14 protein-coding genes are annotated in these 19,424 nt (G+C 37.3%); 10 read left to right on the top strand and 4 right to left on the bottom strand.

Annotation, left to right across the window (positions count from 1 at the left end; translation table 11 throughout):
- Positions 1 to 66 precede the first annotated feature (66 nt).
- Positions 67 to 216: a YfhD family protein gene (locus tag AC22L0_RS19005; RefSeq protein ID WP_001035818.1), complete on the bottom strand. Its 150-nt coding sequence runs from the start codon at positions 214 to 216 to the stop codon at positions 67 to 69.
- 275 nt (positions 217 to 491) lie between these two features.
- Between AC22L0_RS19005 and fabG the strand changes: the two genes are divergently transcribed.
- Positions 492 to 1,232, top strand: coding sequence for a 3-oxoacyl-ACP reductase FabG (gene fabG, locus AC22L0_RS19010; RefSeq protein WP_087967734.1), 741 nt, complete (start codon positions 492 to 494; stop codon positions 1,230 to 1,232).
- A gap of 49 nt (positions 1,233 to 1,281) precedes the next feature.
- On the opposite strand, the gene dhaS is transcribed toward fabG, so the two are convergent.
- Complete coding sequence (gene dhaS, locus AC22L0_RS19015) at positions 1,282 to 2,766, bottom strand: aldehyde dehydrogenase DhaS (protein WP_000080279.1); 1,485 nt, start codon at positions 2,764 to 2,766, stop codon at positions 1,282 to 1,284.
- Positions 2,767 to 3,040: 274 nt separating this feature from the next.
- Between dhaS and AC22L0_RS19020 the strand changes: the two genes are divergently transcribed.
- The 6 genes from AC22L0_RS19020 (at position 3,041) to AC22L0_RS19045 (ending at position 9,550) form a co-directional block, all read left to right on the top strand.
- A complete protein-coding gene (locus AC22L0_RS19020) occupies positions 3,041 to 3,319 on the top strand; it encodes a YhdT family protein (RefSeq protein ID WP_000656239.1) in 279 nt (92 codons plus the stop codon).
- Between the two features lie 3 nt (positions 3,320 to 3,322).
- On the top strand, positions 3,323 to 4,756 hold the full coding sequence (gene panF / locus AC22L0_RS19025; protein ID WP_001104819.1) for a sodium/pantothenate symporter: 1,434 nt from the start codon (positions 3,323 to 3,325) through the stop codon (positions 4,754 to 4,756).
- A gap of 124 nt (positions 4,757 to 4,880) precedes the next feature.
- Positions 4,881 to 5,813, top strand: coding sequence for a nucleoside hydrolase (locus AC22L0_RS19030; RefSeq protein ID WP_000756459.1), 933 nt, complete (start codon positions 4,881 to 4,883; stop codon positions 5,811 to 5,813).
- Positions 5,814 to 5,930: 117 nt separating this feature from the next.
- On the top strand, positions 5,931 to 7,040 hold the full coding sequence (locus tag AC22L0_RS19035; RefSeq protein ID WP_000751366.1) for a serine hydrolase: 1,110 nt from the start codon (positions 5,931 to 5,933) through the stop codon (positions 7,038 to 7,040).
- Between the two features lie 101 nt (positions 7,041 to 7,141).
- Positions 7,142 to 8,650 carry an argininosuccinate lyase gene (gene argH / locus AC22L0_RS19040; RefSeq protein ID WP_000813964.1) on the top strand — a complete coding sequence of 503 codons (1,509 nt, stop codon included), beginning with the start codon at positions 7,142 to 7,144 and terminating at the stop codon, positions 8,648 to 8,650.
- A 66-nt stretch (positions 8,651 to 8,716) separates the two neighbouring features.
- Positions 8,717 to 9,550 (top strand): GNAT family N-acetyltransferase, encoded by an 834-nt coding sequence (locus AC22L0_RS19045; RefSeq protein ID WP_000615375.1) that lies wholly within the window; start codon positions 8,717 to 8,719, stop codon positions 9,548 to 9,550.
- 35 nt (positions 9,551 to 9,585) lie between these two features.
- Here AC22L0_RS19045 and AC22L0_RS19050 read toward each other — a convergent pair whose 3' ends face one another.
- Positions 9,586 to 10,335, bottom strand: coding sequence for a (S)-benzoin forming benzil reductase (locus AC22L0_RS19050; RefSeq protein WP_001271048.1), 750 nt, complete (start codon positions 10,333 to 10,335; stop codon positions 9,586 to 9,588).
- 116 nt (positions 10,336 to 10,451) lie between these two features.
- Between AC22L0_RS19050 and AC22L0_RS19055 the strand changes: the two genes are divergently transcribed.
- Entirely contained in the window at positions 10,452 to 17,924 is a 7,473-nt protein-coding gene (locus tag AC22L0_RS19055; protein ID WP_087967736.1) for a DUF7507 domain-containing protein, read from the top strand.
- Between the two features lie 45 nt (positions 17,925 to 17,969).
- On the opposite strand, the gene AC22L0_RS19060 is transcribed toward AC22L0_RS19055, so the two are convergent.
- The gene (locus AC22L0_RS19060; protein ID WP_000966305.1) at positions 17,970 to 18,527 is read right to left on the bottom strand and encodes a CatB-related O-acetyltransferase; all 558 of its coding nucleotides are present in this window, start codon (positions 18,525 to 18,527) and stop codon (positions 17,970 to 17,972) included.
- Between the two features lie 110 nt (positions 18,528 to 18,637).
- Between AC22L0_RS19060 and AC22L0_RS19065 the strand changes: the two genes are divergently transcribed.
- Positions 18,638 to 18,979, top strand: coding sequence for an ASCH domain-containing protein (locus tag AC22L0_RS19065; RefSeq protein ID WP_001268348.1), 342 nt, complete (start codon positions 18,638 to 18,640; stop codon positions 18,977 to 18,979).
- Complete coding sequence (locus tag AC22L0_RS19070) at positions 18,976 to 19,371, top strand: NUDIX hydrolase (protein WP_087967738.1); 396 nt, start codon at positions 18,976 to 18,978, stop codon at positions 19,369 to 19,371. The genes AC22L0_RS19065 and AC22L0_RS19070 overlap by 4 nt, the downstream gene beginning before the upstream one ends.
- The last annotated feature ends 53 nt before the right edge of the window (positions 19,372 to 19,424 follow it).

The following is a 19,424-nucleotide window of genomic DNA, read 5'->3' on the forward strand; positions in this document are numbered from 1 at the left end:
GATGTCTCTCGGTTTATTTTGTTGGGTAGTAGGTCCCTTTTGAAAAGAATAAGGTTGTGATGTACCTTATTTTTCGGTTGATTGGCGCTTTTGACGTGCATCAGCGGCATTTGCACGTGCGTTTGCTTCTAAGTCATTGTGGTCAGCGAGTTCGCGAGAGAACTCAACATCAATGCCATCAGTTGTTTTACTTTGTTTGAAATTTTTTTTATTCATTCGACACAATCTCCTTGCAATTTATCCCGCATAACGGGTAGTAAAACTCCCACCTTAAAACTCAGATGGAACAAAGAAGCTAGGTGGGAGATTAAATGCCCGATTGGTGAGGGCTGATAATCAGTGGGGGATGAACAAACTTCCCACTGATTAAAGTTTCACTTTATGCGACGTTGCAAAGTTAGTTTGACACAAATAGACTTTTTTATACAAAGAGGAGTTGGAAAGTAAAAAGCCGAAATATACAGTATAAGTAATAGAAATGGGGGATAGGAATGGAGTTTTTAAATGGGAAAACAGCTGTTGTAACAGGAGCTGCACAGGGAATTGGAAAAGAGATTGCAAGGGTTTATGCAAAGCTAGGGGCGAAAGTATTAATTAGCGATGTAAATGAAGAGACGCTACAAAAAACGACACGTGAGTTATCAGATGAAGGATATGAAGTGTGCTCATATCGATGTGATGTGAGTAATCAAAATGAAGCAAAGTCGTTAATTGAATATGCAGTTCAAAAATTTGGTACATTACATATTTTGGTGAATAATGCTGGAATTACAAGAGACGCAATGTTACATAAAATGGAGAAATCTGCTTGGGAACAAGTATTACAAGTGAATTTAACTGGTGTTTTTTATTGTATGCAACCAGCACTTCTTTATATGAGACAACAAGGATATGGAAGAATTATTAATATTTCTTCTATAAGTAGAGAGGGGAATATTGGACAGGCAAATTATGCTGCAACGAAAGCTGGAGTTGTAGGATTAACAAAAACAGCAGCGAAAGAAGTTGGAAGTTTCGGTATTACTTGTAATGCGATTTGTCCGGGGGTTATGGATACAGATATGACCAAAACGATACCAGATAAAGTGAAAGAAAAGATGGTTGGCGCTATTCCAGTTGGTAGAATTGGAACGCCAGAAGATATTGCGAACGCAGCAGCCTTTTTAGCATCAGAATACGCATCTTATATTACAGGTGAAGTACTAAATGTGAGCGGAGGACTGCAAGTTTAAAGGAATACATAATGAAAAGAACCTGACCGGATAGGTCAGGTTCTTTTCATTAATTTAAGTTAAGCCAAACGCTCTTTACTTCTGTATAGTTATTTAATGCATAAGATCCCATTTCACGGCCAAGACCAGATTGTTTAAATCCTCCAAATGGAGATGCTGCATCAAACACGTTATAACAGTTTACCCACACTGTACCTGCACGTACTTTACTTGCAACATAGTGTGCTGTTTTAACATTTTCTGTCCACACACCAGCCGCTAAGCCGAATTGTGATTTATTTGCACGTTCAATTACTTCATCAATATCGTTAAATGGTATTGCAGAAATAACTGGACCGAAAATTTCTTCTTTTGCGATCGTCATTTCATCATTTACGTCAGCGAATACTGTAGGAGAAACGAAGTAGCCTTGATCGAATGGATTACTTCCTCCGCAAAGTACTTCAGCGCCTTCTTCAATCCCTTTTTCAATGTAGCCCATTACACGTTTTTGTTGTTCTTCAGAAACGAGAGGACCAATTGTTGTTTCAGGGTTAAGACCGACACCTTGATTTAGTTTTTTAGAATAGAGGACGAGATCAGCCATGACATTATCATACATTTTCTTCGGAACAAATAAGCGTGATCCAGCAGAGCATACTTGTCCTTGGTTAAACATAACACCAGAAAGTGCACCAGGAATCGCGCGAGATAAATCAGCATCCGGCAAGATGATATTTGGTGATTTACCGCCTAACTCAAGTGTAACGCGTTTTAATGATTCGGATGCTTGTCGCATAATTTGTTTACCGACAGGAGTAGAACCGGTAAATGCAATTTTATCAACGAGTGGATGATTAACGAGAGCTTGTCCAGCTGATTCACCGAATCCAGGTACGATATTAATAACACCTTTCGGGAATCCAGCTTCTTCAATTAATTCAGCTAAGTATAGAGCAGATAGTGGAGTTTGTTCTGCAGGTTTTAAAACGATTGTACATCCTGTAGCAAGCGCTGCTCCCATTTTCCACATTGCCATAAGAAGCGGGAAGTTCCAAGGAATAATTTGACCAACGACACCAACAGCTTCATGGCGTGTATAGTTAAAGTAATCACCGGAAACAGGAATTGTTTGACCAACGATTTTCGTAGCCCAGCCAGCGTAATAGCGCATATGCTCAATTGCAAGTGGGATGTCTGCTGCCATTGTTTCACGGATTGGCTTTCCGTTATCTAATGTTTCGAGCTGTGCGAGCTCTTCTTTATGTTCTTCCATTAAATCAGCTAACTTGTACATGAGACGGCTTCGCTCAGCAGTGCTCATACGAGACCAAGGACCTTCGTCAAAAGCCATACGAGCTGCGACTACAGCTTTATGAATATCTTCGCGACCAGCTTCAGAAACGACGGCAAGTGTTTCACCAGTTGCTGGGTTAGGTGTTTTAAATGTTTTGCCGGAAGCGCTTTCAATGAAAGATCCATTCACATATAACTTTTTTGTACCTTGAAGAAACTTCTCTACCTTTTCATGAAGATTTACAGCTAGTTGACTCATTGTATAACCCCCTTGAAAATATAATGTAAACGCAGTACGAGACGGCGCTTATTCCGAAATCAAGGATGTGGAAACTAGATGGAAAGCCTCTAATTAAAATCATAATTAAGAAATACTGAAAATTCAAATTTCATTTGTGTTACAATTGTAAAAAATATGTAATGTAAGAGAATCTTCTATATGATTATAAAAAAATCCTGCTTGTTTTTGCTTTCTAGTAGGAAAAACTAGAAGAACAATGGTACAATAATACATCGTGAGAGGAGGGGTAAAAATGAAAGATTATCATGATGATCCACGCTTTCGAATAGCCCATAGAGAAGCGTTAATTGGTCTTGGACTTGCTATTATTAATTTTATAATTTGGTACGGATTTGCTTATGGGCTTGGTAGTAAAAATCCGAATGAATATACATATGTATTAGGTTTTCCCGCATGGTTTTTTTATAGCTGTATCGTTGGATTTATCGTTATGGTTATTTTACTTAGTTTAGTTGTTCGTTTTGTATTTCAAGATATTTCACTCGATGAGGAAGAAAAAAGTGAGGAATAATAGATGAATTGGTATGTAATCATTCCAATGATAATTTCGTTTATCGTTGTATTTTTAATTGGTGTATATGCTTCAAGACGCGTGCAAGCAACTGCTCATAATAAATTTTTGCAAGAATATTTTCTTGGTGGGCGTGAGCTAGGCGGTTTATTATTAGCGATGACAATGATTGCTACGTACGGTAGTGCAAGTAGCTTTATTGGTGGCCCTGGTATTGCTTACAATATGGGTCTTGGATGGGTACTGTTATCTGCGATTCAAGTTGTAACAGGGTATATCGTTTTAACGGTTATCGGTAAAAAGTTTGCAATTATCGCTAGGAAGATGGAAGCAATTACTCTTATCGATTATTTAAAAGGGAGATACAATAATAAAGCAGTTGTTATACTTTCTGCGTTATGTATTATTATCTTTTTATTTTCAGCGACAGTAGCCCAGTGGGTCGGTGGTGGACGATTAATCGAGTCACTAACGGGGCTATCGTATACAACAGCACTATTTTTATTTACTTTTTCTGTACTTGTGTACGTATTAATTGGTGGATTTCGTGCAGTTGCTCTATCAGATACATTATTAGGAATCATTATGTTAGTTGGAACAACAATCATTTTAATTGCTACTGTCATTGCTGGTGGTGGAATTGAAAAGATTATGCAGGAACTTGTTCAAATTAATCCAAAGTTAATTACACCATTCGGAGCAGATGGCAGTTTAACGAAATCATATGTTACATCATTTTGGATTTTAATTGGAATTGGCGTTGTCGGTTTACCGCAAATTAGCGTGCGTGCCATGTCTTATAAAAATTCAAAAGCGATGCACCAAGCTTTAATAATTGGAACCGTTGTCGTTGGCACAATTATGATCGGTATGCATTTAACAGGTGTATTTGCAAGAGTAGTACTTCCAGGTATAACGGTACCAGATAAAGTAATGCCGCTACTTGCGATGGAAGTGTTGCCACCTTGGTTAGCTGGAGTTTTCTTAGCTGCACCGATGGCAGCGATTATGTCTACAGTAAACTCTTTATTATTACTTGTAAGCTCGTCAATTATTAAAGATATATACGTAAATTACATAAATAAAGATGCAGCAGACAGTACGATAAAAAAAGGAAGTTTGTGGATTACGGGTATTGTAGGACTACTCGTTTATGCAGCGGCAATTAAACCACCAGATTTTTTAATATGGCTAAATTTATTTTCTTTCGGTGGATTAGAAGCAGCATTCATTTGGCCAATCGTATTAGGGTTATATTGGAGGAAAGGAAATGCTACAGGAGCGCTTGCGTCTATTTTAGTTGGGGTAGGCTCATATATGTGTATTCATCTTTTCTATCCAAATCCGTTCGGTATACATACAGTTGTCTTCCCGATTTGTTTTGCGTTTATCGCTTACATCATTGGAAGTATGAGTGCTGTAAAAAAAACAGTATAGGTTAGCTGAAGAAACGTAGTCCTTATAAGACTGCGTTTTTTTGTGTGAATTTGTTCATTTTTTATTCTGTATATCCACGGTTATTCATAAATTAATAACAACTGAGGGGATGGAGTTGAGGTCGATGAAAAAAGTATTATTTTTAGGAGACCCAGGCATTGATGACTCTTTAGCAATTATGTATGGATTGTTGCATCCTGATATTGATATTGTTGGTGTAGTAACGGGATATGGAAATGTAACACAAGAAAAGGCGACAAGTAATGCCGCATATTTATTGCAAATGGCAGGACGGGAAGATATACCTGTTATTAATGGTGCGAAAATTCCTTTATCCGGAGATATTACGACGTATTATCCAGAAATTCATGGGACAGACGGTTTAGGGCCAATTAAACCTCCAAAAACTTTTTCACCAAATATAAAGCCTTTTTGTACATTTTTTGATCTTCTTGAAAAATATAAAGGAGAATTAATAATAGTCGATGCTGGTAGATCAACAACATTAGCGACAGCATTTATTTTAGAAAAGCCGATGATGAAGTATGTGAAAGAATATTATATAATGGGCGGTGCTTTCTTAATGCCTGGCAATGTAACACCAGTCGCAGAGGCGAATTTTCATGGTGATCCCATTGCGTCACAATTAGTTATGCAAAATGCCAAAAATGTAACATTAGTGCCACTTAACGTTACATCTGAAGCAATTATTACACCGGAAATGGTAAAATATATTACGAAACACTCTAAAACGAGTTTTAATAAGTTAATCGAGCCGATATTTACGTACTATTATAAAGCTTATAGAAAGTTAAATCCGAAAATAAAAGGAAGTCCAGTACATGACGTCGTTACAATGATGGTTGCGGCAAATCCATCCCTTTTAGATTATGTATATCGTCGTGTCGATGTAGATACAGTTGGAATTGCAAAAGGAGAGAGTATTGCTGATTTTCGGCCTCAACCTGATGCAAAAGCATTAAAAAATTGGGTGCGAATTGGTTGGTCGTTACATTATAAAAAGTTTCTTGAGGATTTTGTGAAATTTATGACGTAGACATAATAGGAGCATACAAGTTAAAATAATGGAGATGGTTATTTAAATGACCATCTCCATTATTTTGTTTTTAAATGATAAATAGAGAAGAGTTACACAATAGGAGAGGAATTTTACTTGAAAAAAACTATAGTATGCGCAGTAATTGTGGGTATTTTTGTTTTGCTAATATCGGGTAACTTTTTAGTGAAAAAAGTGTGGAGTTCAAATAATGATGATGCACAGTATATTGCATCTTTTATTGAAGAACATAAAGATGAAAAAAATAGTGCGCTTCTAGTAAAGAGAAATGATAAAGTTGTTTATTCTGTAAACCCAAATGTTGTATTGCCAGTTGCTAGTACGATGAAATTAATTGTGGCGCTTGAATATACGAAACAAGTTACTGAAGGGAAAATTGATTCTTCTAGTTTCGTGTCGATTAATGATGTGAATCGTTATTATGTGCCGAATACAGATGGTGGTGCACAAGATAGATGGCAAAAGTATTTGGAGAAGACGGGCAAGATAACTGAAGGAGCGGTTTCTTTAGAAGAAGTGGCAAAAGGAATGGTTAAGTTTAGTTCGAATGCAAATGCTGAATACTTAATGGAATTGTTAGGATTAGATAACATCAATCGAAATTTACAAAGTTTATCACTTCCTGCACATCAACCACTATTTCCAATCGTTTCATCTTTGTATATCCCGGGATATTTGCATAAAGAATTACATGTTCCAAAATATAAAATAGAGAAAAAGTTAAAAGAAATGTCTCAAGAGCAATATCGTGAATATGCGATGATTATTCATGAACGCTTAAAGAAGAAGGGACCATTATTACAGAAGGAAATTCCGCTTTATTTAGAGGAACGTTACGACAAAATTTGGTCAGATAGATTACCAGCAGCTTCTGCAAATGATTATATGGTATTACTTCAAAAGGCAAACCATAAAGGTGGCTTGACAGAGGCTGAAGAAAAAGTGTGGGCAAATATCGTTGAAACAGACATGAGTGCCAAGAAATACCGTAAAACATTCAGACATGCGGGGCAAAAGAATGGTTACACACCATGGACGGTTACAAAAGCAGTTTATGCTATGGATAAACGTGGAAACTGTACAGAAATTGTGTTTTTGGCGAATAATTTAAATGAAGACGATAGTGCAGAAATACGGAAGCATTTAGCAAACTTGCATTTCCAAGTGTTGCAAAGTGATAAGTATGATGCGACTTTTATTAAATAAACTCGGTGCAGAGAGCACCGAGTTTATTTTTATGTACAAGCACTTTTTTTCTATCTCTGGGTATGATGGGTAGTAATACTTAGGTGAGAGGGGAAAAGGTGATGAAACAAAGTAAAGAAGAGTTTATAAAGAGTGAAGGCGCTGATTTCCCTGGGAAAACATATGTGGATTGTGTATTACAACATGTATTTGATTTTCAACGAAATTACTTATTGAAAGATATGTTTCAAGTGCATAAAGCACATATTACGATGCTGACGGAAGAAAATTTAATGAAAAAGGAAGAAGCTAAAGTTATATTACACGCATTAAAAAAGGTAGAGGGAATTCCAGAAGAGCAATTGCTCTATACAGAGCAGCATGAAGATCTCTTTTTTTTAGTCGAACATTTAATTTCTCAAGAAGCGAAATGCGATTTTGTAAGTAATATGCATATTGGTAGAAGTAGAAATGATATGGGCGTAACGATGTATCGCATGAGTTTAAGGCGATATGTATTACGATTAATAGAACATCATTTGTTATTGCAAGAAAGTGTACTGCAACTTGCTGCTGATCATAAGGAAACGATCATGCCAGCTTATACACATACACAACCAGCACAGCCAACAACATTTGGTCATTATACGTTAGCAATTTATGATACGATGCAAAGAGATTTAGAACGAATGAAAAAAACGTACCAGCTTTTAAATCAGTCTCCAATGGGGGCGGCTGCACTCTCTACAACAAGTTTCCCGATTAAACGAGAACGAGTTGCTCATCTACTTGGATTTACAAATGTAATTGAGAACTCATATGATGCTGTTGCTGGAGCGGATTATTTATTAGAAGTTAGCTCGCTACTTATGGTAATGATGACGAATACGAGTAGATGGATTCATGACTTTTTGTTGTTAGCAACGAAAGAATATGACGGTATTACTGTTGCAAAGTCATATGTACAAATCAGTAGTATTATGCCGCAAAAACGAAACCCGGTTTCAATTGAACATGCTCGTGCAATTACGAGTAGTGCTTTAGGAGAAGCATTTACAGTATTTCAAATGATTCATAATACACCATTTGGTGATATTGTCGATACGGAAGATGACTTGCAGCCATATTTATATAAAGGGATTGAAAAGGCAATTCGTGTTTTTTGTATGATGAATGCAGTGATCCGAACGATGAAAGTAGAAGAAGAAACGTTAAAAAGTCGTTCCTATAAACATGCAATAACGATAACGGATTTCGCCGATGTTTTAACAAAAAACTATGGAATTCCATTTCGGCATGCTCATCATGCAGCAAGTGCTATTGCAAATATGTCATTGGAGCAGAAAAAAGAACTACATGAATTACACTTCAAAGAGGTAAATATGTACTTGCAAGAACATTTTAAAATAAATTTATTAGAAAAAGAGTGGAAAGAAATTATATCGCCAGAAGCTTTTATTCAAAAAAGAAATGTATACGGTGGACCGAGTAAAAAAGAGATGGAGCGCATGATCAAAAATCGAAAAGAGTCATTTCAAAAAGAAGAAGATGTATTTGAAAAGGAAAAACAGAGAATTTTACAAGCTGAAAATGCTTTGAATACATTAGCTTTGAATATTATTGAATCGTAAAAGAGGGATTTGATGAATTAATCGCCAATACTTAATTAAACTATGAATAGAGAGAAGAGATTGTCGATGATTCAATTACATGTATATGAAGAGATTTTTCATTTTAAAGAAGATGTTACACCATTTCTAGAAAAGAATGAGCAGGAAAACAATCTCATATTAGGTGTATTACAAATGGTCCAAGAACCGATATTTATGGGGATAGCGAAACAAGGAGAAGAAATTGCGGTTGTATTTCTGCAAACAGAAGAGAAGAAACAAATCATTGTTGCAACTTCTGAAATTGCGGGAGTAACTATTGAGGAACTTGCAAAAGAATTAACGAAAGTATATCCGGATATTCCTGGATTGATCGGTAATAAGAAAATTGTACAGAAATTAGCGGAAGAGATTGCCGTATTAGAAAATAAAAAAACGAATGTTGCAATGGAGCAAGGTGTGTATGAGCTGAACAGAGTAAAGAAGAAGTGTAATGCGAATGGACTTTTCCGAGCGGTAAATAATGATGAATTACCATTAATAGAACAGTGGATATATCAATTTTGTGAAGACGTAAAGCTTCCTACTACGAAAGAAGAAGCAAAACAAACTGCGTATACATTAATAATTACAAATCGACTGTTTGGTTTGGAAGTAGATGGGAAACTCGTTTCTGTAGCTGCAAAAACGAGACCAACTAAAAATAATATAACAGTCAATTTTGTATATACGCCGAAAGAAGCAAGGAAAAAAGGGTATGCATCTCATTGTGTAGCAGCACTTAGTCAACGTATGTTAGATGAAGGCTATCAGACGACTACGTTATATACTGATCTAGCGAATCCGACATCTAATAAAATTTATCAAGAAATTGGTTATGAACAAATTGCGGAATCTGTGCTCATATTTTTAGAGAAGTAAAACAAAAAGGCGTGCTATTTTAGCACGCCTTTTTGTTATTCATCAATTCTAATAACCTCGCCTTGAGGGAATTCCTCAGTTTCTAGTAAGTTACGAATAGCTTTCGCAACATATTCAGGTGATAATAGCTTTCCTTCTTCTTTTAATGCAATGAAGCGGTCTAAATTTGTGAAGTCTTCTTTAGCTGTTTCACGAATTTGTGCTTGCATATTTGTATCAACAACACCGGGGGCAAAAGCGACGATTTTTACTGGATATTCTTTTTCCCATTCTTCAGTTGCTACGCATTGTGTAAACATATTTACACCAGCTTTCGTCGTACAATAAGCGCCCCATCCGAAATAAGGATTTTTTCCTGCACCAGATGAAATATTTATAACGCGTTTATCTACTTTCCATTCTTTCGTATGTTTCATAAACGTAGATGTAAGAATCATAGGTGCAAGTAAATTAATGTGAACGTTCGTAATGAATTGTTCACTTTCTGCTTTTTCAATCGGCTTCATAGGTGCAACTGTACCTGCATTATTAATTAAATGAATAGAGGATACATTGTCTTCTTTAATGGATGAAATGATTTCTTTAAAGTTAGTTTCTAAGTTATGTACATCTTGAAGATCTAAGGAATGAAAAATGCAATTGCTGTTATATTGCTCTGCAAGTTTAGTAAGTTCTTTATTTTCTCTTCTAGAAATAGAGATGACAGTTGTACTTTCTTCTAACAACTGAGTGGCAATAGCCTCACCTAAACCTTGTGAAGTTCCTGTTATGATAACGTAGCGCATAGTTTTATAAACTCCTCTCGTATGTGCGGAATTTTGTTGGACAACGTACATTGCATAGTTTGTCTACATTTTATAGTATAGAGCACTTTTTACTATAAATGAAATGAGATGATTGTGTGCCTTTTATAAACCGTTTTACAACAACAGTACCTGGTGCCGTCACGTTCACTGGGAACACGTTAGGGCTTAGCCCTACATCACCTGCGCCAGGTAATATTTTTGGTACACTTGCTGTATTTACTACGGTAAATACAGCGCTGCAAGTACCAGGGTTCCCAGCAGGAACGACGGATGAATGGCAATTGAATTCTTCAAGTGCAATTTTAAATCTTCCGGCGGGGAGTAGTGTACTATATGCAGAGTTAGTTTGGGCTGGTACTTTTCGGACTGATACGGAAGATGTTTTACCATTTTTAAATGATGATATTACATTTACAACACCATCAGGGACGTTTGCTGTTACGCCAGATCCCGCTACCGCGCAGCAAGGTTCAGTAGGAAATCAGTTTTATTATGCTCGCTCTGCTAATGTAACGAATCTTGTTAGTGCAGGTGGGGCAGGCACATATACAACAGGTGCTGTGCCCGCTGCAAGAACTTCAGCTGATCCAACAATCAGTCGTTCAGCTGGCTGGACGCTTGAGGTTGTATATCAAAATGCAAGTTTACCTCTTCGGAATTTGTCAGTTTATGCAGGCCAAGAAATTATTGATGCTTCATCCCCGCCTGTTGATGCTACTATTTCAGGATTTGCTACTCCAGCTACAGGAGCTGTTACAGGAAGAGTACTCGTAACTGTTCAAGAGGGAGATTCCAACATTTCTGGAGATCAACTTCGCTTTGGACCAAACCCAAATGCTACAGTTGCATTATTCGGACCGAGAAATCCGGCAAATAATTTCTTTCAATCTCAAATTTGTAATGACTTTGGGGAATTAGATACAACCGGAACGTTTGGAGATTTGAATCAGCCATTAGGGATAGCTTTGGCTGTTCGAAGACAAGGATGGGATATTACAAACGTAGATGCTTCATCATCATTAGTAAATAATCAAACGTCAGCAACCGTTCGGTTCGTTACAAATGGTGATGGTTATGCAGCGGCTGGTTTTGGTGTTCAAATTGATGCGACGGGACCGATTATAAATCCTGTCAAATCTGTTGATAAAGCAGTTGCAGGTATAGGAGATATTCTCACTTATACGATTACAGTTCCGAATACAGGAACAGGAAGTGCGGACAACGTTATATTACAAGATAGTATTCCGAACGGCACAGCATTTATAGCTGGTAGTGTAACGGTTGGTGGAGTAACACAACCAAGTGCGAATCCAGCTAGTGGAATTAATTTAGGAACGATACCAAATAATGCTCAAAGAATCGTTACATTCCAAGTAAGAATTACATCGTTTCCAAATCCAAATCCTATTTCAAATCGTGCAATGGTGTCTTACCAATTTCGTCCTTTCGTTGGTAGCCTTCCTATTGCAAGTACGTCTTCTTCAAATACAGTACAAACGACAGTGAATCAAGCAACTATAAGTATGCAAAAGTCTGTAGATCTACAGACGGCAACACTTAATGATGTATTAACGTACACGGTTAATGTAACGAATAATGGAAACATCACTGCAAACAATGTTATTTTTGTTGATAGTATCCCTGCTGGAACAACATTTGTCGCAAATAGCGTTACGGTAAACGGGGTAGCACGTCCAGGAGCGAATCCAGCAAGTAGTATTAATCTTGGAAGTATTAATGCATCGCAAACGACTGTAGTGCGCTTTCAAGTTCGAGTGACATCAAACCCTCTTGTCAATCCAATTCCAAACCGTGCGAGTGTAACATTTAACTTTACTCCAGTACCTGGTCAACCACCAGTTTCAGGGCAAGCGACAAGCAATACTGTAGTTACGACAATTAATATAGCTGATATAACAACGAGAAAAACAGTGGATAAAGCTTTTGCAACGGTTAACGACGTTCTTACGTACACGGTAACAATTCAAAATACAGGAAATGTACTTGCGACGAATGTTATTTTTCAAGATCCAATCCCAACTGGAACGACTTTTATCACAAATAGTGTAACTGTAGATGGAATTTCGCAACCTGGGGCAAATCCGGCAACTGGCTTTACAGTTGCTAACATATCTCCAGGTGGGACTAGGACAGTTACATTTCAAGTACGAGTAACTTCTACGCCATCAGGAGGTACGATTCCGAATCGCGGAAATGTGTCTGCTAATTTCGTCGTTATTCCGAATCAGCCGCCAATAACGATTAATAGACAAACGAATACAGTTGTAACACAAGTTAATACAGGCGGTTTAAATGTAATAAAAGAAGTGAATACAACACAAGCAGCAGTAGGAGATACTTTAACATATACGATTGCCGTTCAAAATACAGGAAACGTTCCGCTAACAAATGTGTTATTTCAAGACACTATTTCTTCCGCTGTTTCCTTCGTTGCAAATTCTGTAACAATTAATGGAGTACAGCAAAGTGGACTAAATCCGAATACAGGATTCTCTCTTCCAAATATTCCTGCGGCTCAAACGGTTGTAGTCACATTTGACGTAGTAATTGTACAGAATCCAGAAAATGAAGATATTTTAAATCAAGCAAATGTAACAGCAAGCTTTCAAGTGAATCCGAATGAACCACCAGTAACAATCAATGTACCGAGTAACGTTGTGAATACGACAGTACAATCAGGGAACTTTGAAGTTGTGAAAGCAGTGAATACGAATGTGGCAACGGTAGGAGATGTTTTAGTATATACAATCGAAGTTATAAATGCAGGTAGTGTACCAGCTACAAGTATATTTTTCCAAGATTCAATTCCGCCAGGGACATTATTTATTGAAAATAGTGTATTGGTTAATGGTGTTTTACAAGAGGGGGCAGATCCAGGACTAGGATTCCCATTAAATGATTTACCTACTGGCGCGAGTGTAATTATTTCATTTGAAGTATTAATTGATGAAATTCCGCCAGGGAATAATGTTGTAAATAACGCGAATGTAACTGGAGATTTTCTTGTAAATCCAACAGAGCCACCAATTACTGTGACGGTTCCAAGTAATACTGTTATGACAGTTGTTAATTCCTCAGGACTAAATGTAATGAAGAGTGTAAGCGCTACTGAAGCAGGTGTAGGAGATACACTAACATATACAGTTGCTATACAAAATAGTGGAACGGTAGTAGCGACAAATGTATCATTCCTTGATCCGATTCCAGTTGGAACCACTTTTGTAGCGAATAGTGTAACAATAAACGGGACACCTCAACCAGGTTTAAACCCGACAACTGGATTTCCACTTGCTAATATTCCAGTAGGAGGTATAGTAACAGTTACTTTCCAAGTGGCAATCACGAGTGTACCACCAAATAGAGTTCTTCCGAATAATGCGAATGTAACTGCTGATTTCCAAGTAAGTCCTCTCCAGCCACCAATTACAATTGTAACGATTAGTAATATTGTTGTGACGCGAGTGAATGTAGGATCAATTAATGTAATAAAAAGTGTAAATACACCACAAGCAGGTGTAGGAGATACGTTAACGTATACGATTCTTATTCAAAATACAGGAACTGTCCCCGCAACGAATATTATTTTTCAAGATCCAATCCCATCTGGAGCTACATTTGTAGCGAATAGTGTAACGATTAATGGAGTCGTTCAGCAAGGTGCGAATCCTATAGTGGGTTTTCCTGTTACAAATATTCCAGTTGGGCAAACTGCTACAATTACGTTCCAAGTGACAGTGACAAGCGTTCCGAGTGGTGGAAATATAAGAAATCAATCGAATGTTACTGCAAATTTCCTTATAAATCCGGCAGGACCTCCTATAACGACTACTACAAATAGTAATTTTGTAGTAACACAAGTAAATACAGCGAGACTAACTATACAAAAATCTTCATCTGTACAACAAGCAGCACTTGGAGAGACTTACACATATTCTGTTGTTATACGAAATACAGGTACAGTTGCAGCTACAAATATTTCTTTCATTGACACGATTGCTCCAGAAACAACATTTGTAGCAAATAGTGTAACGATAAATGGAACGCCTCAACCTGGATTTGATCCAAATATTGGTTTCCCGCTTCCTAATATTGCAGCTGGCACATCATTGACAGTAACATTCCAAGTGATAGTTGTTGCACCATCAACGCTTGGGGCAGTTCTAAACACAGCGTCTGCTACAGCTACTTTCTTATTGAATCCTTTACAACCACCTGTAACAACAACGAACTCAAGTAATACAACGGTAGTTACAATACCGTTACCTCCTCCTGGTGAAGTGACAGCAATAAAAACAGTAAATATTGCAACTGGGGCTGTTGGGGATGTATTAACGTATACAGTGCTAATAACGAATGTAGGAATTATCCCTGTTACAGATGTACTCTTCCAAGATGTCATTCCAGAAGGGACGACGTTTGTTGACAACAGTGTAACGATAGGTGGAATACAGCAACCTGGATTAAATCCAGAAATAGGCTTTACAGTTAGTCCGTTATTAAATGCTGGTGCGAGTATTTCTGTAACGTTCCAAGTGACCATTACGGAAATTCCTGATAATGAAGTCATATTAAATGATGCTGACGTTACATTTACTTCACAACCGAATCCGCAGGAGCCACCGATTACGCAAACGATATTAACGAATTTAGTCGTTACGACAATTAATATAGCTTCAATTTTTCCAGTAAAAATAGTAGATAAAGAGGCAGCGACGGTTGGGGAAATATTAACCTATGATGTACTAATTTTTAACTTTGGAACGGTACCGGCAACGAATGTCCAATTTCTTGATTCTAGTACGAGTGGTGTAGCATTTGTTCCAGGAAGTGTGAGTATAAACGGAGTGCCAGAACCAGGATTAGATCCGTTCATAGGCTTTGCAGTTCCAGATATACCTGTAGGTGATTTTGTACTTGTCACATACCAAGAGATGGTAACGAGCATACCTCAAGGTGGAACAGTTGTTAACTTTGTGGACGTTACGGCTACGTTTGCTGTAAGTGAAACAGAGCCGCCTATTACTGAAACGACGACAAGTAACACGACATTAACAGAAATAAATGAATCTGGTTTGAATGTTTTAAAATCAGTAAGTCAGCCGGTTGTTGCAGTAGGCGATACAATCACATATACAACAGTAGTTCAAAATACGGGAACAGTGATAGCGACGAATGTTCAATATAGTGATGTATTACCATCCTCTATAACATTCGTACCGAATAGTGTAACGATAAACGGTGTGTTACAGCCTGGATTAGATCCTAACACTGGCTTCTCACTTCCGGATATAACTCCAGGTGAAAGTGTAGAAGTCACATTCCAAGTAACAGTTGTTAGCGTTCCGTCAAACGGAACAATTGCCAATACGGCAAATGTTACCGGAAGCTTTATTTTAGTACCAGGAGAACCACCAGTTATAGTAAATCAGCCAAGTAATACAACACTCACAACTGTAAATAGAGGACGCTTTAATGTTATTAAACAAGTAAATAGAGCCGCTACTCTAGTTGGAGATGTATTGACGTATACAGTGCAAATAACGAATACAGGAACAGTAACAGCTAACAATGTTCAGTTTATTGATACGATTTCAACAGGTGCGTCATTTGTACCAAATAGTGTAACGATAAATGGAGCCCCGCAACCAAACTTAAATCCGATTACTGGATTTGGAGTTGGAGATATCCCAGTTGGTGAAACAGTTATAGTGACGTTTCAAGCGACAGTTACAAACATCCCGTCATCAGGAACAATTACGAACGTTGCAAATATAACAGGAAGCTTTACTTTAGTGCCAGGAGAGCCACCGGTTGTAGTAACAGAGCCGAGTAATACGACGATAACTAGAGTGAATAGAGGACGGTTCAGCGTTATAAAATCTGTAAATAAAGAAGCGACACGATTAGGAGATACGTTAACGTATAGTGTGCAAGTTACAAATACGGGAACGGTAACAGCGACAAACGTTCAGTTTAGCGATGTTCCATCACCTAGTTTAGAATTCGTTCCTGGAAGTGTACAAATAAATGGGATTCCGCAAGTAGGTTTAGATCCATTTGTAGGCTTTGCATTGCCTAATCTTGCAGTAGGGGATAGCGTATTAATTACATTTGAAGTAAATGTAATCGCAGTTCCGCCTTCTAGTAGCATTATGAATACAGCAAGAGTAACGGGTGATTTTGAATTAATTCCAGGAGAACCTCCGTTTACAATTACGAATTCAAGTAATACGACAGTCACACCAGTAAATAGAGGCAGTTTAGATATGCAAAAAGAAGTAGATCATTCAATTGTTGGAGTAGGAGAAACAGTAAAGTATACGGTTCGAATATTAAATACTGGTACTGCTGATGCGATGAATATTCAATTTATCGATGTCCTATCTCCGGAAGCTGTTTTTGTACCAAATAGTGTAACTGTAAATGGAGTAGCTCGTCCGGGAGTAAATCCGCAGGTTGGATTTACGATTGTAGACATTCCAGTTGGTGAGACGGCGATTGTAACATATGAAGCTACGATTACGAGCTTTCCAGATGGTGGCACAGTAGTGAACGTTGCTGGGGCGTTAGCAGAATATATTTTAGTACCAGGGGAGCCTCCAGTTACAGTGATGGATACGAGCAATACAGTTATAGTGACGGTAAATACTGCAATCTTATTTGTTGCAAAAGGAGCAAACTTTGAAGTAGCGATGGTAGGAGATGTTGTCACTTATGGAATTGCCGTTATAAATGACAGTACAGTTCCTGTGACGAATATTGTTTTAACAGATATCATTGATTCGAATACTTTATTTATAAATGGCACGGTAACGGTAAATGATGTACCTCTTCCATTTGCTAATCCGAATACCGGTATTCCGTTAGGTGATTTTCAGCCAAATGACGCAGCAATTATTAATTTCCAAGTTGTAATAACAGGAGGACAAATAAATAATTTAGTTACAAATACTGCTATAGCAAATGGGCTCGCAACTGTAAATCCGAATGAGCCGCCAGTAGTAGTTGAAGGTGATAGCAATACAGTTGTTATCCCGTTTATTTCTCAAAATGTCTCAACGACAGTCGTAAAAACGGCAAATTTACAGGCAGCAACAATTGGCGATGTTATTACGTTTACGACAGTTATTACAAATACGGGGGATACAGCAATACAAAATATTCGTTTTCAAGATATGTTAGATAGTAGTGTTCAATTTGTCCTTGGAACTGTAACGATTGATAATACGCCAGTGCCAAATGTAAACCCAGTATCAGGTTTTATTATAGGAAATTTAAATCCAGGTGAAGCACGGACAGTTTCGTTCCAAGTAGTAGTGCAGAGCGCGCCAAATGGTTCAGGAAATTATATAAATCAAGCGAGTATTCGTTTCGAACATCAAGTAGGCACAGTATTGCCACCTGTTACACAAATGGTAGAAAGTAACATAGTTGTCATTCCATTTGTTCCAACGATAGAACAAATTTGTGAAACGAATCTTAATTGCTTAGGGAAAATTCCTTTTCAATGTTCTCCGTGTAATCATTTGCAAATAAATAAAAAATAAATACAGAAAGAGCATCCGGAAAAAAGGATGCTCTTTCTGTATTTATCATGTAGATTCTTTTTCGGGTGAGGTGAAAAATTCGTCGATTTTGTCGGAGAGTAGTAATGGAATGGCTCCTTTTATAACAGAAATGTCCCAGTCCCACCATGCGAGATTCTCTAGTTTGTCAATCGTTTCTTGCGGGAAACGATATCGAACAAATTTTGCAGGATTACCAGCTACAATTGCATACGGGGGTACATCTTTTGTAACAATGCTCCTGGCGCCGATAATGGCCCCGTTACCAATTGTAACACCAGATAAAATGCAGGATTGATAACCAATCCATACATCATTGCCGACTACGATATCACCTTTTGAAGAAGGGTGACCAGTAATATGTGCTCCTTCATCAAAAAGTGCATTAAATGGATAAGTTGTTATCCAGTCTGCGCGATGTTCACCGCCAAGTATGAAAACGACTTCTTCTGCTAATGAACAAAACTTACCTATTTTTAATTTTGTTTCATCGTTCCAAGAAAAAATGGTTGGCCCTACTTTACTATAAGTATAATCACCAATATCATATTTATTATATTCAGGTTTTTGATTTAAATATAACATGCTTCTTCAGCCTCCTTTCTCAATTAAGTGATACGTATGGAATATTATATGCAAGATGTAGTAATGTGAACTGTATTAATAGGTGAAATGAACAAAAGGAAGTGGGATGTATGCGATACGAAATGGGTCTATATAATAAACCGTTTCAGTCAATTCAATCAGGAAAAAAAGTATATGAAGTACGCCTATACGATGAAAAACGTCAACTAATAAACAAAGGCGATGAAATCGTATTTACGAATCTTACGACAAAAGAAATGATGACGGTAAAAGTAACGGAAATAAAGCGATACGAGAGCTTTAAAGCCATGTATGAACAAATCGATAAAAAATTATTGGATTGTGAAAATGATAGTTTAGAGGAAATGTTAGAAAGTACATACAAAATATATACGAAAGAACAAGAAAAAGAGTGGGGAACAGTTGCGATTCGTATTGAGGTAATAAAATGATAAGAAATCGCGGAGCGGCTATCATTGTACAGGAAGGAAAAATCGCTCTTATAAAACGTATTCGAGAAGAGGAAATATATTATGTGTTTCCTGGCGGAGGGATTGAGGAAGGTGAAACGCCTGAAGAGGCAACGAAAAGAGAGGTATACGAAGAATTAGGGGTACATATAAAAGTGGAGCACCTTATTGCAAAGGTAAAATATAAAGGAAATGAATATTATTATGCTGCCTATATTACAGGCGGAGTGTTCGGAAGTGGAACAGCTGAGGAATTTCAGTGGGAAGGTAGAGGAAGTTATATTCCGTTATGGCTACCGATAAATGAGTTGGAAAAAGTGAATATAAAACCTTATGAAGTGGTCGGAAATATATTTAATCATTATAAAATATAACGTCTGACAACATACAAAAAAAACCATTGACATAGGCTTCTGATTTAAGTATT

The sequence above is a fragment of the Bacillus sp. LQ01 genome, from assembly GCF_057624735.1.

Bases quoted from the DNA above. Each gene is read 5' to 3' on its own strand.
- AC22L0_RS19005 (WP_001035818.1), bottom strand. From the start codon at position 216: ATGAATAAAAAAAATTTCAAACAAAGTAAAACAACTGATGGCATTGAT.
- fabG (WP_087967734.1), top strand. From the start codon at position 492: ATGGAGTTTTTAAATGGGAAAACAGCTGTTGTAACAGGAGCTGCACAG.
- dhaS (WP_000080279.1), bottom strand. From the start codon at position 2,766: ATGAGTCAACTAGCTGTAAATCTTCATGAAAAGGTAGAGAAGTTTCTT.
- AC22L0_RS19020 (WP_000656239.1), top strand. From the start codon at position 3,041: ATGAAAGATTATCATGATGATCCACGCTTTCGAATAGCCCATAGAGAA.
- panF (WP_001104819.1), top strand. From the start codon at position 3,323: ATGAATTGGTATGTAATCATTCCAATGATAATTTCGTTTATCGTTGTA.
- AC22L0_RS19030 (WP_000756459.1), top strand. From the start codon at position 4,881: ATGAAAAAAGTATTATTTTTAGGAGACCCAGGCATTGATGACTCTTTA.
- argH (WP_000813964.1), top strand. From the start codon at position 7,142: ATGAAACAAAGTAAAGAAGAGTTTATAAAGAGTGAAGGCGCTGATTTC.
- AC22L0_RS19045 (WP_000615375.1), top strand. From the start codon at position 8,717: ATGATTCAATTACATGTATATGAAGAGATTTTTCATTTTAAAGAAGAT.
- AC22L0_RS19050 (WP_001271048.1), bottom strand. From the start codon at position 10,335: ATGCGCTACGTTATCATAACAGGAACTTCACAAGGTTTAGGTGAGGCT.
- AC22L0_RS19060 (WP_000966305.1), bottom strand. From the start codon at position 18,527: ATGTTATATTTAAATCAAAAACCTGAATATAATAAATATGATATTGGT.
- AC22L0_RS19065 (WP_001268348.1), top strand. From the start codon at position 18,638: ATGCGATACGAAATGGGTCTATATAATAAACCGTTTCAGTCAATTCAA.
- AC22L0_RS19070 (WP_087967738.1), top strand. From the start codon at position 18,976: ATGATAAGAAATCGCGGAGCGGCTATCATTGTACAGGAAGGAAAAATC.